At 53.9% G+C, this 15984-nt stretch carries 16 protein-coding genes; 15 read left to right on the top strand and 1 reads right to left on the bottom strand.

The window, feature by feature from the left end:
- The first annotated feature begins 1 nt into the window (after position 1).
- The 9 genes from fdrA (at position 2) to nth (ending at position 8864) form a co-directional block, all read left to right on the top strand.
- Positions 2-1477 carry an acyl-CoA synthetase FdrA gene (gene fdrA / locus RIN56_15240; protein ID MDR7868150.1) on the top strand — a complete coding sequence of 492 codons (1476 nt, stop codon included), beginning with the start codon at positions 2-4 and terminating at the stop codon, positions 1475-1477.
- Positions 1478-1479: 2 nt separating this feature from the next.
- Positions 1480-2916 (top strand): DUF1116 domain-containing protein, encoded by a 1437-nt coding sequence (locus RIN56_15235; GenBank protein MDR7868149.1) that lies wholly within the window; start codon positions 1480-1482, stop codon positions 2914-2916.
- Between the two features lie 25 nt (positions 2917-2941).
- Positions 2942-3727, top strand: coding sequence for a cyclase family protein (locus RIN56_15230; GenBank protein ID MDR7868148.1), 786 nt, complete (start codon positions 2942-2944; stop codon positions 3725-3727).
- A complete protein-coding gene (yqeC, locus tag RIN56_15225) occupies positions 3714-4508 on the top strand; it encodes a selenium cofactor biosynthesis protein YqeC (protein MDR7868147.1) in 795 nt (264 codons plus the stop codon). The genes RIN56_15230 and yqeC overlap by 14 nt, the downstream gene beginning before the upstream one ends.
- A gap of 122 nt (positions 4509-4630) precedes the next feature.
- The gene (locus RIN56_15220; protein ID MDR7868146.1) at positions 4631-4900 is read left to right on the top strand and encodes an ACT domain-containing protein; all 270 of its coding nucleotides are present in this window, start codon (positions 4631-4633) and stop codon (positions 4898-4900) included.
- Between the two features lie 224 nt (positions 4901-5124).
- Entirely contained in the window at positions 5125-6483 is a 1359-nt protein-coding gene (locus RIN56_15215) for a PFL family protein (GenBank protein MDR7868145.1), read from the top strand.
- Positions 6484-6580: 97 nt separating this feature from the next.
- On the top strand, positions 6581-7624 hold the full coding sequence (locus RIN56_15210; GenBank protein MDR7868144.1) for a molybdopterin-binding protein: 1044 nt from the start codon (positions 6581-6583) through the stop codon (positions 7622-7624).
- Positions 7621-8229 (top strand): nucleotidyltransferase family protein, encoded by a 609-nt coding sequence (locus RIN56_15205; GenBank protein ID MDR7868143.1) that lies wholly within the window; start codon positions 7621-7623, stop codon positions 8227-8229. Before RIN56_15210 ends, RIN56_15205 begins: the two co-directional genes overlap by 4 nt.
- A gap of 2 nt (positions 8230-8231) precedes the next feature.
- Positions 8232-8864 (top strand): endonuclease III, encoded by a 633-nt coding sequence (gene nth, locus RIN56_15200; protein ID MDR7868142.1) that lies wholly within the window; start codon positions 8232-8234, stop codon positions 8862-8864.
- A gap of 46 nt (positions 8865-8910) precedes the next feature.
- Here the strand turns inward: nth and RIN56_15195 are convergent, their stop codons facing one another.
- Positions 8911-10095 carry a methyl-accepting chemotaxis protein gene (locus RIN56_15195; protein MDR7868141.1) on the bottom strand — a complete coding sequence of 395 codons (1185 nt, stop codon included), beginning with the start codon at positions 10093-10095 and terminating at the stop codon, positions 8911-8913.
- 208 nt (positions 10096-10303) lie between these two features.
- Between RIN56_15195 and RIN56_15190 the strand changes: the two genes are divergently transcribed.
- The 6 genes from RIN56_15190 (at position 10304) to RIN56_15165 (ending at position 15406) form a co-directional block, all read left to right on the top strand.
- Positions 10304-10759, top strand: coding sequence for an N-acetyltransferase (locus RIN56_15190; protein ID MDR7868140.1), 456 nt, complete (start codon positions 10304-10306; stop codon positions 10757-10759).
- A gap of 119 nt (positions 10760-10878) precedes the next feature.
- Entirely contained in the window at positions 10879-11811 is a 933-nt protein-coding gene (locus RIN56_15185; GenBank protein ID MDR7868139.1) for a site-specific integrase, read from the top strand.
- Positions 11812-12108: 297 nt separating this feature from the next.
- Positions 12109-13320 (top strand): DEAD/DEAH box helicase family protein, encoded by a 1212-nt coding sequence (locus RIN56_15180; protein MDR7868138.1) that lies wholly within the window; start codon positions 12109-12111, stop codon positions 13318-13320.
- Positions 13321-13601: 281 nt separating this feature from the next.
- On the top strand, positions 13602-13958 hold the full coding sequence (locus tag RIN56_15175; GenBank protein MDR7868137.1) for a hypothetical protein: 357 nt from the start codon (positions 13602-13604) through the stop codon (positions 13956-13958).
- Between the two features lie 293 nt (positions 13959-14251).
- Positions 14252-14806: a site-specific integrase gene (locus RIN56_15170; GenBank protein ID MDR7868136.1), complete on the top strand. Its 555-nt coding sequence runs from the start codon at positions 14252-14254 to the stop codon at positions 14804-14806.
- A gap of 84 nt (positions 14807-14890) precedes the next feature.
- Entirely contained in the window at positions 14891-15406 is a 516-nt protein-coding gene (locus tag RIN56_15165; protein MDR7868135.1) for a hypothetical protein, read from the top strand.
- Positions 15407-15984 lie beyond the last annotated feature (578 nt).

The following is a 15984-nucleotide window of genomic DNA, read 5'->3' as shown; positions in this document are numbered from 1 at the left end:
CATGACTGTTCACGTTGAGATAAGGAAAAATACCTACTATGACTCGGTCACGCTGATGGCGCTGACCCAAAAGATGGCCGCCCTGCCCGGTGTGGCCGAGGCGGTGGCCGTGATGGCCACCCCGATGAATAAAGACCTGCTGGCCGGAGTCGGCCTGCTGACTGAGGCTGCGAACGCCGGCGGCGCCGACGATCTGATCGTGGCCATCAGAGCCGAAAGCGAAGCGGCTTGCGAAGCGGCGCTGGCGCTCTTTGCCGGGGCTGCGGCCAGACGGGCCGAGGATAAAAAAGCGGCCGTCGCCTTCGCTTCCCTCGACACCGCGGTGCGCCACCTGCCGGACGCCAACCTCGCCGTCATCTCCGTGCCGGGCGAGTACGCGGCCCGTGAAGCCAGAGCCGCCCTTCGCAACGGTCTCCACGTCATGCTGTTCAGCGACAACGTCTCACTGGCCGACGAAATCGCATTGAAAACAACGGCCCACGAAAAGGGCCTGCTGGTAATGGGACCGGACTGCGGCACCGCCATCGTAAACGGCGTCGCCCTGTGTTTCGCCAACGCGGTGCGGCGGGGGAATATCGGCATCGTCGGCGCGTCGGGCACGGGTACGCAGGAAGTGACCGTGCATATCGACCGGCTGGGCGGCGGCGTCTCGCAGGTCCTCGGTACCGGCGGGCGCGACCTCGGCGCTGCGGTGGGCGGCATCATGATGCTCGATTGCCTGGCGGCCCTCAGCCAAGACGAAGCCACAGCCGTCATCGTTCTCATCTCCAAGCCGCCGGCTTCCGCGGTGGCCGACAAGATCGTGGCCGCGATCAAGACCTGTCCCAAACCCGTGGTCGTCTGTTTCCTCGGCGGCATGAACGCAGCCGACGCCGGAGACGCTTACTTCGCAGCCACCCTTGAAGAAGCCGCCCGCGCGGCTGTCACACTCGCCGCGGGTCAAAAACCTGCGCCGCCCTCCTGTTGTCACGAAAAACTGGCGTCAATGGCGGCGGTGGCAAGGGCAAAGCTGGTCCCGGAGCAGAAAACCATCCGCGGCCTCTACTGCGGCGGCACCCTCTGTCAGGAGGCCACCAAAATGGCGCAGAATGAAGGGAACGTCTTCATAGACCTGGGGGACGACGCCTATACCATGGGCAAACCCCACCCGATGATCGAGCCCTCGCTGCGCCTGCCCCATATCTTGGAGGCCGCCCGCGATCCGTCGGTGGCCGTCATCCTTCTCGACATCGTCCTGGGCTACGGCGCCCACCCCGACCCTGCGGGCGTAACCGCCCCGGCCATCGTTGAGGCCCGCGAGATCGCGCGCGCCGCCGGCCGCCACCTCGAAGTCATCGCCTATGTCTGCGGGACGGACGCCGATCCCCAGGGCAAGGCCGGCCAGGAAAGCAAACTGGCCGCGGCCGGGGCGACATTGGCAAAAAGCAACGCGCGCGGCGCATACCTCGCAGCCGCCGTCGTTTCCCGGGAGGTGTGAACGTGTCGCCGATAAATGATCTGTTCGCTAAAAAGCTTTCCGTAATAAACATCGGTGCGCCGGTGTTCAAAGACGATCTCGCCGCCCAGCATGTCGCGGTCACCCAGCTCGACTGGCGGCCGCCGGCCGGCGGCCGGCCCGAGCTAATCGCCGCCCTCAGTTGTCTCGAAGCCCGGCCGGAAACCGACGCGGCCAACGCCGCCGCCGTGGCCGCCATCCTTGCCGCGCGGCCGGTGCTTACCGACGTAGCCCTTGCCGCCCTGGACGCCGTTCCCGGCATGACGCCCACCACCATCCTCCACGCTGGGCCGCCGATCACCTGGGAGGCGATGGCCGGGCCGATGCGCGGCGCAGTAATCGGCGCCCTCATCTACGAGGGGCTGGCCGTCGACGAAGAAGAGGCCGCCCGCCTCGCCGCCTCGGGCAAGATCACCTTCGCCCCTTGCCACGAGCATGGCGCGGTCGGCCCCATGGCCGGCATAATATCGCCCTCCATGCCTGTCTGGGTGATCGAGAACGCCACCCACGGCAACCGCAGCTACTGCACCCTCAACGAAGGGCTGGGCAAGGTGCTGCGTTTCGGCGCTTTCAGCGCCGAGGTCATCGACCGCCTGCGCTGGATGCAGGGCGAACTGGCCCCGGCCCTCAAAGCCGCCCTCGCCTGTACCGGCGGCATCGACCTCAGGATGATGATTGCCCAGGCTCTTCACATGGGCGACGAATGCCACAACCGCAACAAGGCAGGCACCAGCCTCTTCATCCGCACCATCGCCCCCGGCCTGGCCCAAGCCGGCCTGGCTGCGGGAATTGTCGCCAGGGTGCTGGCGTTCATGCATTCCAACGACCACTTCTTCCTCAACCTCTCCATGCCGGCGGCCAAGGCCGCTCTTGACGCGGCCCACGGCATCGAAGGCGCCAGCGTCGTCACCACCATGTGCCGCAACGGCGTCGAATTTGGCATAAGGGTGAGCGGCTGTCCGGGCAACACCTGGTTTACCGGACCGGCCCAGATGGTCCAGGGCCTGTTTTTCCCGGGGTACACCGTCGCCGACGCCAACCCCGACCTCGGCGACAGCGCCATCACCGAAACCTACGGCATCGGCGGTTTCGCCATGGGCGGAGCGCCGGCCATCGTCCAGTTCGTTGGCGGCACCCCCGCCGACGCGCTGGAATACACCACCAAGATGTACGAGATCACTCTCGCCGAGAACACCAGCTACACCATCCCCAACCTTAACTTCCGCGGCACCCCCACCGCCATCGACCTGCGCCGGGTGGCGGCAACCGGTCTGCTGCCGGTCATCAACACCGGCATGGCCCATCGCGAGCCCGGCATCGGCCAGGTCGGCGCCGGCGTAGTCCGCCCGCCGCGCGAATGCTTCGACAAGGCGCTGCTGGCGCTGGCCGGACGTGTCGGAAAAAATCAGGTCCGGAACTAATAAACAGAAAAGAGAGGGAAGCTTTATGGTCAAGAACTGGGACAAAGTCAAAATGTACGACCTCACGCAGAAACTCAGCCACCTCACTCCTCCATGGCCGACCTACGAGCCGCTGCAGATCAAATTCTTCAAGCGCCTGACCTCCAACGGCGCCAACGGCCAGGTCATCACCACCTCCAACCACGTCGGCACCCATCTGGACGGCTCGCTCCATTTCTGCACCCACGGCCGCGACATCGCCGCCATCCCCCTCACCGACCTCATCGGCCCCGGCGTAGTCGTCGACGTCAGCGACATCGCAGAAGACTACGGCATTTACACCTCCAAAGACATCATGGAACGGGCCGATGTCCGCGAGGGCGACATCCTCCTCATCTACACCGGCTACCACAAATACTCCTGGGATCAGCCGGCCGCCGACGAAGTCCGCTACATGGTCAAACACCCCGGCCCGACCCGCGAATTCGCGCAGTGGTGCCGCAAGATGAAATTCAAATGGCTGGGCGTCGACGCCGGGTCGGCCGACCACCCCATGAACACCAAAATCCGTGAATGGTGTCCGCGGCAGGCGGCCGAGTGTGAGCAGTATTTCCGGGCAAAGTACGGCAAGGGCATCGACGACGTCTTCCCGCCCGATCATTACCAGCTTATGCACATCGACCTCTTCCCCTACGACATCATCCATGCCGAAAATGTCGGCGGCGAAATCGAGAAGGTGCTCGGCAAGCGCCTGATAATCGGCTGCTACCCCTGGCGGTTCGAAGGCGGCGAATCATCGATCTGCCGCATCGTCGCCTATGACGAAGAATAACGGCGGCCTGCACCCGGTCTGGCGCGAGCTTCTCGCTTCGCTGCCTTCCCCCGGCCTGGTCACCCTTATCGGCGGCGGCGGCAAAACCAGCCTCATGTACTACCTCGTAGCCGGCCTCAAGGCCGCCGGTACTGCCGCCTTCGCCGCCGCCACCGCCAAGCTCTTCATGCCCGAGGGAGCCGGCCACCGGGCAATACTGGTCAGCTCCCTGGCGGAATTCCGCCGGGTCGTCGAAGAGCTGCGCCACAGTCCGGCGCTGGTGACTGTGGCCCGCGGGATAGCGGACGGCGCCGAACGCAAGCTGGCCGGTCTTGAGCCGGAATGGCTGGACGCGCTGGCGGCAGAGTACCCCTCAGTCAGATTCATCGTCGAAGGCGACGGCTCGGCCGGCCTGCCCCTAAAGGGCCATCTCCCCCACGATCCGGTTGTGCCGGCCGCCACCCGCCTCCTCGTCCCGGTCATCGGCGCCGAGGCTATCGGCCGGCCGCTCACCGCCGACTGCATCCACCGGCCGGCGCGGGCCGCAGAGCTCCTCGGCGTGGCCGAAGGGGAAACCATAACAACGGCAATGATCGTCACAATCCTTCTCCACCCGCAAGGCTATCTCCACAACTGCCCGCCTGGGGCGCGCGTCGTCCCCTTCATCAACAAGGCCGAAGGCGAGGCGATGCGCCCAGCGGAAGAGTTGGCGGCCGTCGTGCTGTCGGCCGGTCATCCAGCCGTCGGCGGCGTTGTTATCGGCAGCATGCGACGGCAAGAATTTTCCTTTATCAGAAAATAGAAATATCAGCCAAGCCCCTTGGTTTTTTGCCGAAAAAAGGTATAATATTAGTCAATACCATAACCGCCAGACAAAAGTTTTTGCCTGGCGGACTATTATTTGAGCGGGTGGAGCGTGGTTTAATGAAAGTCGTCATAACCATCATCGGCCAGGACAGAGTGGGCATAGTAGCCATGGTCAGCACAACGCTGGCGGCCAACAGCGTCAACATCCTCGACATCAATCAGAACATCGTCAACGGCTTCTTCAACATGGTCATGATCGCCGACATGAGCGGGGCGACGATAAGCCTCAAAGATTTGCAGCAGCTTCTCAAGGAGAAGGGACAGGCCATGGGCCTCGAAATCAAGGTGCAGCATGAGGATATATTCAAAGCCATGCACCGCATTTAACGTCGGCTGTTGATAAACTTCGCCTAGCTGCGTACCCGCAAGGGGCAGGCCGCAGTTCTAAGCGCTTCCGCGCTAAGAACTTGCGCACTTGCTCCTCAGAGCGCTTGCTAACGTACGTTCCGAGTACGCGTCGCGGCGCGCTCTTCCGGTGCGCCTTGCTATGCTCGTTTCTGAACAGCCTCTAGTCTTGGTAATAATTCGGCTCACGGCGAAGGAGGCGGCCTATGCTATCTGTTCAGGATATCCTCGAAACCAACCGGATGATCGAGGAAAACAAACTTGACGTGCGCACGATTACCCTCGGGATCAGCCTGCGCGACTGCAGCCATCCCGATATCAAGGTCTTTTGCGCCAATATCTACGACAAAATCACCAAGACGGCCGAACGGCTGGTGCAGACCGGCGAAGACATCGAAGCCGAGTACGGCATCCCCATCATCAACAAGCGCATCTCAGTAACGCCGATAGCCATCGCGGCCGAGAGCTGCCGCACCGACAGCTACCTGCCGGTGGCCGAGGCCATGGATGCTGCCGCCAAAGCTGTCGGCGTCAATTTCATCGGCGGCTTTTCGGCCCTCGTGGAAAAAGGCTACACCAAAGGGGACCGCATCCTCATCCGCTCCATCCCGGCAGCGCTGGCTACGACCGAGCGGGTGTGCTCCTCGGTGAACCTGGCATCCACCAAGGCCGGTATCAACATGGACTGTGTGCGGGAAATGGGCCAGATCATCAAACAAACGGCCGAGCTGACCCGCGACCGCGACGCCCTCGGCTGCGCCAAACTCGTCGTCTTCGCCAACGTCCCGGAGGACAACCCCTTCATGGCCGGCGCCTTCCACGGCGTGGGCGAAGCCGAAACGGCCGTCAACGTTGGCGTAAGCGGACCCGGCGTCGTCAAACGGGCGCTGGAGGAAGCGCGCGGCAAGGACTTCGGCGCGGTCGCCGAGACGATCAAGCGCACCGCCTTCAAAATCACCCGCGTAGGGCAGCTGGTGGCCCAGGAGGCTTCGCGGCGCCTCGGCGTGCCCTTCGGCATCATCGACCTCTCGCTCGCGCCCACCCCGGCGGTCGGCGACAGCGTCGCCCACATCCTTGAGGAAATGGGTCTGGAGAGCTGCGGCGCACCAGGCACCACGGCCGCCCTGGCGCTCCTTAACGACGCCGTCAAAAAAGGCGGCATCATGGCCTCCTCCTACGTTGGCGGCCTGAGCGGCGCCTTCATCCCCGTCAGCGAGGACGCCGGCATGATCGCCGCCGTCGAGTGCGGCAGCCTAACCCTTGAAAAACTTGAGGCCATGACCTGCGTCTGTTCTGTCGGACTCGACATGATCGCCGTGCCGGGCGACACCTCGGCGGCCACCATCGCCGCCATCATCGCCGACGAGGCGGCCATCGGCATGATCAACAACAAAACCACGGCGGTGCGGATCATCCCCGTGCCGGGCAAGAAAGTCGGCGACAGGGTGGAATTCGGCGGCCTTCTCGGCCACAGCCCGATAATTCCCGTCAACTCCTTCAAAGCCGACGACTTCATCGCCCGCGGCGGGCGCATCCCCGCCCCCGTGCGCAGCATGACCAACTAACCGCCCTTTACTTTCCCCCGGCTCTATCCTATAATTTACCTAAGACAGGCAAAGTTAAGGCCGTTTTCTGTCGAAAACGGCCTTTTTGCTACTAAATATGCAGGGAGTGGGCATGATGGCCATCAAAAAAGTGCGGGTGGAGGAAGCGGTCGGGATGGTGCTTGGGCATGATATAACCAAAATAGTGCCTGGCGAATACAAAGGACCGGCCTTCAAAAAAGGCCACATCATCAGGGCCGAGGACATCTCCCACCTGAAAGATATCGGCAAAGAGCACATCTACCTCATCGAACTCACCGCCGGCCAGGTGCACGAAAACGAGGCCGTTACCCGCATCGCCCGGGCGGTGGCCGGGGCGGGAATCACGCTGGCTGAGCCGTCCGAAGGCAAGGTCAACCTCAAAGCCGCCGCCGACGGCCTGCTCAAGGTCAACAGGGAGCTGGTGACGGCCATTAACGGTGTCGAACACGCCGTGCTTTCCACCCTCCACAGCAACCTTCCCGTCAAAGCCGGCGATCTGCTGGCCTCCGTCAAAGTTGTGCCGCTGGTCGTAGAGGCCGCCACGGTGGAAACGGTGGAGAAAATCGCCGCCGGCGCAAACATCGTTTCCGTCATGCCGATGCGCAACCTCAAGGTAGCTGCCGTCATCACCGGCAACGAAGTCTTCCACGGGCGCATCGACGATCGCTTCGCCCCGGTATTTGCGGCCAAAACGGCCCAGTACGGAGCGACCATGCTCGGCGCCACCTTCAGACCCGACGACCCCGAACTAATCAAAGAAGCCATCCTTGCCTATAAAGACCAGGGAGCCGATGTAATCGTCGCTTCCGGCGGCATGTCGGTCGACCCCGACGACGTGACCCCCGACGCCATCCGCGCCACCGGGGCCGAAGTGGTCAGCTACGGTACCCCGGTCCTTCCCGGCGCCATGTTCATGCTCGCCTATCTCGGCGACGTCGCCGTCATGGGCATGCCGGCCTGCGGAATGTACTCCAAAACAACCGTGTTCGATCTCATCCTCCCGCGGGTGCTGGCCGGAGAGCGTCTGCGCAAGGACGACATCGCAGCTTTAGGCTACGGTGGACTGTGTCTGTCCTGCCGGGAATGCACTCACCCCCACTGCCCCTTCGGCAAAGCGTGATCGCCGCCGTCGTCCTGGCCGCCGGCGCGGCCCGGCGGATGGGCCGCCCCAAACAGCTCCTGCCGCTCGCCGGCCGGCCGCTGGTGTGGCACGTTGCCGCCACCGCCTGCCGGTCGGTCGTCGACGAAGTGATAGTAGTCACCGGTGCCAAGCGGGCGGCCGTCGCGGCAGCCGTCGCCGGCCTGCCGGCCAGATTGGCTCACAATCCCCGCTGGCAGTCGGGGCAGGCAAGCTCGCTGCAGGCCGGGCTGAATGCCGTCAGCCCCGGTACTGGCGCCATTATCTTCCTGCTCGCCGACCAGCCGCTTGTCACCCCTGCGCTGCTTGATTCGCTGGCGGCTGCCTATCACGCCGGCGGCGGGTCAATCGTCGCCCCGGTCGCCGGCGGGCGGCGCGGCAATCCGGTACTGTTCGACATCGGGCGCTGGCGGCAGCAGCTCCTGGCCCTCACCGGCGACGCCGGCGCCAGGGCGATCATCGCCGCCCACCCCGATCAGGTCACAGCTGTGCCCGTTGCCGATGGAACAGTGTTTTTCGACGTCGATACCCCTGCCGAATACGACGAAATACAGCGCCTTTACGCGACAATACATCCAGGAGGCTAATCTTGCGTACAAGCAAAACGACGCGCGACCGCATCCTCGCCATCCTCGCAGCCACCTACGGCGGCGCCGCCACCGCCCTCGAATACGGCTCGCCCTTCGAACTGCTCGTCGCGGTTGTCCTCTCCGCCCAGTGCACCGACACGCGGGTCAACATCATAACCGCCCGCCTCTTCCCCGCCTACGACACCCCCGCCAAAATGCTCGCCCTCGGCGAAGACGGCCTGGCGGAGCGTATCCGCGACTGCGGGCTCTTTCGGGGCAAAGCGCGCAACCTGATCGCCGCCTGTGGCATGCTGATAAACGATTACGGCGGCGAGGTGCCCGGCACGTTCGCGGACCTGACGCGCCTCCCCGGCGTGGGGCGCAAGACCGCCAACGTCCTCCTCAGCCAGCTGTTCGCCGTACCCGCCATCGCCGTCGACACCCACGTATTTCGGGTGGCCAACCGGCTGGGTCTGGCGAACGGCAAAACACCCGAGCAGGTCGAAGAGGGACTGATGAAGGTCGTGCCGCGCCGCGACTGGGGCGACGCCCACCACTGGCTCATCTGGCACGGGCGTAAAATCTGCAAGGCCCGCCGCCCGGATTGCGGGCAGTGTCCGCTCAAAGAGCTATGTCCCAGCGCCTTCAAGTGAGACAAAAAGCCACCGCCTTCCGGCGGTGGCTTCCGAATTCAATTTTTCAGCATTCCGTCAGCTTCAGCACCGAGGCCTGCAGCTTGTCACTGATCTCGCGGATGCCTGACAAAGCCTTGGCGATGTCGGCGACCGCGCGGCTTTCCTCGGCGGCTGTCTCGGCAATTTTGGCGATCTGGCGCTGATTGGCGCTCATCTCCGTCGAAAGGGCGCCAAGCGTCGGCGTGATTTTGCCGACCATCGACTGCACCTCGTTAACCGACTTACGGATGGTATCGGTCGAGCCGCGGGTTTCCTCGGCCAGCTTGCGCACCTCCTGGGCGACGACCGCGAAACCGCGGCCGTGCTCGCCGACCCTGGCCGCCTCGATTGCGGCGTTGAGCGCCAGCAGGTTTGTCTGGTCGGCGACATTCTTGATCGTCTCGGCGATGCCGCCAATGCTGCGGGTGGAAGCTACCAGCGCCTCGGACTGGCGGCTGGTTTCGTCGACCCGGGCCAGTTCGACTTTCATTTGGGCGTCCACGTCGTTGATTGTCGACGAGTTGGCGGTGATCGAGCGCGATACCTCGGCGGCCGCTGCCGCGAACTCCTGCAATTGGCCGTTAAGGGTGCTTGTCAGGGCGGCGACCTCGTTCGCCACGCGCTTGTGGTTATAAAGGGTAATCCAGCGCATCAGCGCGCAGACCGAATCGGTTGTGGCGATGCGGGTAGCGCCGATGACGGTCGCGTCGGGCCTCATGTAGGCGCCGTATTTTGCCGGCAGGACACCGCCGGCGCCGACGATGCGCTCCGCGCCGATTATGTAACGCGCCGTCTCAAGCTTGGCGCCGAGCTCTTCCTGCGGTAGTTCGCTGTACGGCAGGTAATTGTAGTTGATGTGGGTAACGCCGTGCTGCTGACAGTATTTCGCTATTGCTTCCGCCTGAGCCGTATTATTGTTGAAAACGGATACCTGGCTGCCGACAGGCAGCATCGCAACTTTTACATAAAAAAAGGCATCGGGGATAAGCTCAAGGGAGACAATCTTGTCGCGGGGGATCTTCTTGGCCGCCTCTTCTACCCGCGTAGGCAGGCAGATGAAAAGATCCGCAATGTTATGGTCGCTTACGTCGCCGATGGCATAGCCTCGGCCGCCGAGCTCCTTCCCGAGCAGATGGTGGGCGGCATCGAGCAATTCATCAGCGACAATCTGCGAGCTGCCGACGGTAGCCAGGCGAATTTGGGCATCCAATTAAAACAACACCTTCCTTCAGAAATCAGCAAAACATCAAACACTTTGTCTAAATTTTAACATAATACCGGCTGTGATTCTATCAGTAACGGGCCACGTGCCACAAAAATTAGTTATAGCTGCATAAGCAAAATCCAACAACAAAAATATATTGAATAATTATTAAAGTGTTAGTATAATTATACGAAGAGGGGAGATGACAACCGCTATGATTTACCGCAAGCCTACTTTCAAAGATGTCGAGGCTATTCATAAACTGGTCAACGATTATGCCGAAAAAGGCCTTATGCTGGCCCGGTCGCGCAACGTCCTATACGAGACTCTCAGAGATATGATCGTCGCCGAAGAGGACGGCCGGATCGTCGGCATCGGCGCGCTCCATCTGGTCTGGGACGAACTAGCCGAAGTACGGGCCCTGGCCGTTGCCCCGGAAGTTGTCAGGAAAGGCGTCGGTCGCGTTCTGGTCGCCAAGTTGACGGAAGAAGCCATAGAACTGGGCGTAAAAACGCTCTTCGCTCTCACATACCAACCGGAATTCTTTGCCAAACAGGGCTTCTCCGAAGCCAACAAAGACAAACTCCCTCACAAGGTCTGGAAAGAATGTATCAACTGCCCCAAATTCCCCAACTGTGATGAAATAGCTGTGATTAAGGAACTGGCGTAGCACAAGGGTTTGAGGGCATTTGAGGTATAATCTTTACAGCTTGTGTGGGGATGTATCAAAATTGTCTGTTGTGGGGAGTATTGAAAGTGCCTCTTGTCTGACCGACAGGAGGTATTTTTATGTCCAAAACCGTTAGAAAAATGCAAAACAAGCTGAAGGTGCAGGATTTAATCGGTGAATTCGTTAATGAAAAAAGATTGGAGGGGTTAGGCAAATTTGCAATTGAAGCTATTGAATTTACTTTATACAAGTTCTTTCAGTACTATAAACGTGGATTTGATGAGGGGGAGGAACTAGGCAAAGCAGTACGGACATTCCTAACCGACGGTAAGGGCAATGAGTACTATAATAAACAATTGTCCATTCTATCCCGGTTTTTTAAACATTGCATTGCGATGGAGCTACTTAAAGAGAACCCTTGCCAGGGATTGAAGTATAAAAAGCATACAAGGCGAATAGTTGACCTAGATAAAACAGTGATAAAAGAGCTTTTAAAACTCCCGGATCAGAAGACCTTTGCCGGGTTTCGTAATTGGGTATTGATGATTCTGATATTGGATACTGGCATAAGGCCGTACGAAGCCCTACAACTGCGTATAAGCGATTTTAGGGAGACTCTTATATGGATTCGGCCGGAGATCAGTAAAACCCGCCAGGAACGGTTTTTGCCGTTATCAAAAGGCACAATAAGTGCTATTAAAAAATTGATTGCGGTCCGACATGATGAATGGGAAAAGAATGGGTATATATTCTGCGGTTTTGAGGGTGAGCAATTATCCCACAAAACTATGCAGTATCAATTCCGTCAATATTCCAAGCGATTAGGAACAAAGGTTACTCTCTATGATTTGAGACATACTTTTGCTCTTTGGTATATCAGAAATAATGGTAACGCATTCAGCTTACAGGCTATTTTGGGCCATACTACGATGGAAATGACACGAGTATATGTGCAACTTGTTGAGGCTGATATAAGCAATAATCACGCCCAAGCAAGCCCAATCAATACGCTGTTATCCGAACAACATAGGTTAAATAAAATAAAAAGATGAAAAGCCAATCAGATTAAACCGCGAAGGTATTGCCCTTTCGCGGTTCTGTTTTTAAACTAGCTAATTCACATAAGAATAAAATCTTGGTTATATTTGGTTATATTAATAAAACCTGTAAACCCGCAATTTGCCTTATAATATTCTCGGTAAAAATTGCCATATAACTAGCATATTCACTTTGGTTATATATAATTATCCATAACCGCGAATTTGGTAAATAAAATTAGAAAAATATGGTTTTCGAAATTATTATATTAATGGTATGGTTTAATCGAGAATCTAGAGGGGAGGGATCGGTTGATTAAAATCATCGACTCGATTATGGGGAGTGGTAAGACAAGCTGGGCGATTCAGAAGATGAATGACAACCCATATTTACGGTATATCTACATTACTCCCTTTCTTGAAGAGGTCGAGAGGATTAAGCAAAGTTGTCCAGGGCTGCATTTCTATGAACCGCAAAACATGGGAGGAGGGAAGAGGGGGAACCTGCTCAAGCTATTGAAGGACGGCAAAAACATTGTAAGTACACATGCGCTATTTCAGATGAGTACTGCTGAAACAATCCAGCTATTAAACAAATGGGATTATTCATTAATATTGGACGAGGTATTCAATGTACTGGAAGAAGTAAAACTCAAGAAAGGTGAATTAAAAAATGTAATATTAAAACATTTTGCAGATATTGATGAAAACAATCAATTAATATGGCGTGACATTGATTGTGACAGTAGATACAACGACATAAAGCAAATGGCATTGGATGGTAACTTAATAGCCTGCGGAGATTACGCACTCGTATGGACTTTTCCGCATGCCGTATTTGAATGCTTCAAAGAAGTATATATCCTCACATACATGTTCAAATATCAAGAGCAGCGATATTACTTCGATCAGTTCAAAATCAAATATAAATATTTTAAATTGTGGAGGGCTGAAGATAAAGATAATAAATATCATTTGATTGAACATGATGGGCAGCAATATGATACAAGTCAAGTAAAGCCACTCATAAATATTTACCAAGGTCATTTAAACAGTATGGGTGACAAAAGTAATTTTGTATTGAGTAAAAGTTGGTATCGGAAAAACAAAAAGACTAATGTAATAGTAATAAAGAACAATACTCGAAACTACTTCGGGAATATTGTAAAAGGTAAATCTGATCAAAATCTTTGGACGGTATTTAATGAGTTCAGTACGCTAGTGAAAGGAGAAGGATATAGTAAAGGGTTCTTGGCATGTAATGCACGCAGTACCAATAAATACTCGCATAAAACCAATATTGCTTATCTGATAAACTTATTTATAAATCCGGTCATAGCAAAATACTTTCAGCAGTTCAACATTAAAATAAATGATCGTGGTATTGCACTATCATACCTACTTCAATTCTTATTTCGATCCGCTATCAGGGAGGGTAAACCTATTAATCTTTATATACCTTCTCGAAGAATGCGGCTCATGTTAATGCGATGGCTAGGTTATAAAAACAAAGAAATATTTTAGGTGAAAAAATCTGCTAAGCGAGTCGTACAACCAGCGTTAATGCTCACTTTGTTGAATAATTTGTTAAAGTAAATATAATTACGTCTTTAACTCTTACGCAAAAAAAATGCGGCGTAGCCGCATCCTGCGAGCGTAGCGAGCAGGAGAGGTCAACGCTACAAAACTTTATAAACTTTATCGCCTGCACTTGTTTTAAGCTTTAGAAGGCTCTAACACGCAAGTTTGTGACTATAACGATACAATTCATCGCGAATCCTGAAAAATTCAAGGGAGAAAATTAAATGTTAAATTGTGAAGAGTTTGAGAAAATAGATGAGATTTACCCGATCCTAATTAAAGAAGAATTGTTTTTAAAATTAATAGAGAACTTAAACAATAATGCTTTTATAACATTTATCTATTGCCTAGTGCATGCAAGTCCAGAGACTAAAATGCTTTATGAAAGAACAATTAATCGTGGAGAGCTTTATGGCGAATATGATAGACTCTTAAGAGATTTTCAAGTTAGTAAGGCAACTTTGTTAAGAAGGCTTGATTGGTTACAAAAAAACGGTTATATCTATGTAAACCGTGACAAAAATGGAGTATTAGTAAAAATACAAGGGTATGATGATTATCAAAGAAGTGATATAGATTAAGTGGTATATCATTATTTAACCTGGATAGTATTATGCATACTTATCTTTTATACCATGCATTAGAGGTTTTATATTGAGAATTCAGAGAATATTACTTAACCGGGGACTAGTCCCCCCAGTGTCAGGTAATGTAACATAAACGCATTTTGTTACATTAAGAGAAACCTGCGGATGCAGTAAGTATAAGGGTTCTCGGATTACCAGGAAAAAATGATCCAATATGCCATAGGGTATAATGTAACTTATTATGGGATATTACTATAGTAAGTTACATTGTGTTAGGGGTGAATGTTATGGAATACGTAGAGCCTATTCGGAGTGACAAGCAGATTAAGGGGATGGCATATTATCTTAAGGGAAACAATATAAGGGACTATGCTCTATTCATACTCGGCATAAATAGTGGTTTACGCATTTCTGACCTTCTGGCTTTACGCGTTGAGGATGTTAAGGGTAAGGATCGTATCACGATTCGGGAAAAGAAGACGGGGAAGACTAAGGACTTCCCCCTGTCAGATATCTGTAAAAAAGTTATCAATGAGTATCTACAGGCTTTAGGATTGTCTGTAGGGCCTTTGTTTCCTAGCCGTAAGGGTGGGGCACCTATATCCCGGATACAGGCTTACAGGGTGCTTAACGATGCTGCAAGGCACGTGGGCATTAAGGATTGCATCGGTACACACTCACTTAGGAAGACCTTTGGATATTGGGCCCATCAGCAAGGAGTAGATATTACACGGATACAGAAGCTGCTGAATCACTCCGCACCTTCAATAACACTTGCGTACATTGGGATAACGAAGGAAGAGTTAGATAATGTTTATATTAATTTAAATCTGGGGAAATAGAGGTCAATAAAACGACGTTAGTATTTAAGATGAAATTCCACGAATATAGTATATGTGATACTATGCAAAATGGAGAGAAATAAAGTGGCGACGATGAAGGTATTGACAACGAAATTGATTCGGGGTAATACATTTCCATTCGATAATTTTTTCTTAAAATGTAGAGGCTTAAAAGTGTCCAAGATTATAAGTTCAGTCGTGTTTTTAATATGTTTTTGGGGGGTGGTATTAGGTTATGCGGAAATTAGATGGTATACAATATACAATGACGAAGAATATATGATTAGTATTGATACACAACACTTTTATAGTACTTTAGATACTGGGGAAATATATAAAGCAAACTTTTGGACTCGTCGTGTTTTAAAAAATAACCCGGCTATCGTGATGCTATTTCACGAAGAAATGTGCCAAAATCCAAAAACGAACGAAATACAAACACGACTCTTAAGAATGATAACCTATACCAATGGAAAGTTAACCAGGGATAATAGAATATTCGAGGAATGGGAAGATGTAATACCGAATTCAATAGGTGAAATCGTATTTTGGAATATTGTTGAATATGACCTAAAAAAGCACGAAGAAAAAGATAAATAACAGGAATTGATGAATTAAACATTACCGGAAATGATGTTGATAGTATTATCGTTTGGGAATTGAAGTACATCGCGTAAAATAGACAAACAGGGCAGGAGCATTAGTGGCCTGCTCTTTTTTAATCTTGCATTATAGGTGCTGGGTATCTTTGTTATTCCCGTACCGGAGACCTTTTTCAATGGCCGGACGGATTATTAAGACACGGTTTATTTAAGATATAAGCCAAGTTCAACATGGAAATAACATTTTTTATCTCAAAACCTATGTTGTATCTATGGCTTTGGACAACAAAAATATTTATTAAGGTAAATGTATTAACCCGAATATAAAATACTTATAAACGCATTTATATGTAGTGTTTTTAAATAAAATTGTAATGTGGGTTCTTATAACATAACCTTGCAGATCAGGGATACTTCAGTAAGGAAGTCGCGAATCGGGGGAAGGTTTTACTCTTCTCCTTCTTTTTGTTGCGGATTTAACAACTGCTTTACTAAGTCCTCCGCTGGGTGGTATGCAATTGCTCAATCTGCCCAATAAGTATGAAAAAAGTTCACTGTTAACTCCCCCCAATGCAG

The organism is Sporomusaceae bacterium, from assembly GCA_031460455.1.
In the GTDB taxonomy this organism is placed as follows: domain Bacteria; phylum Bacillota; class Negativicutes; order Sporomusales; family UBA7701; genus Anaeroselena.
This window is presented reverse-complemented; position numbering and strand designations above follow the sequence as displayed.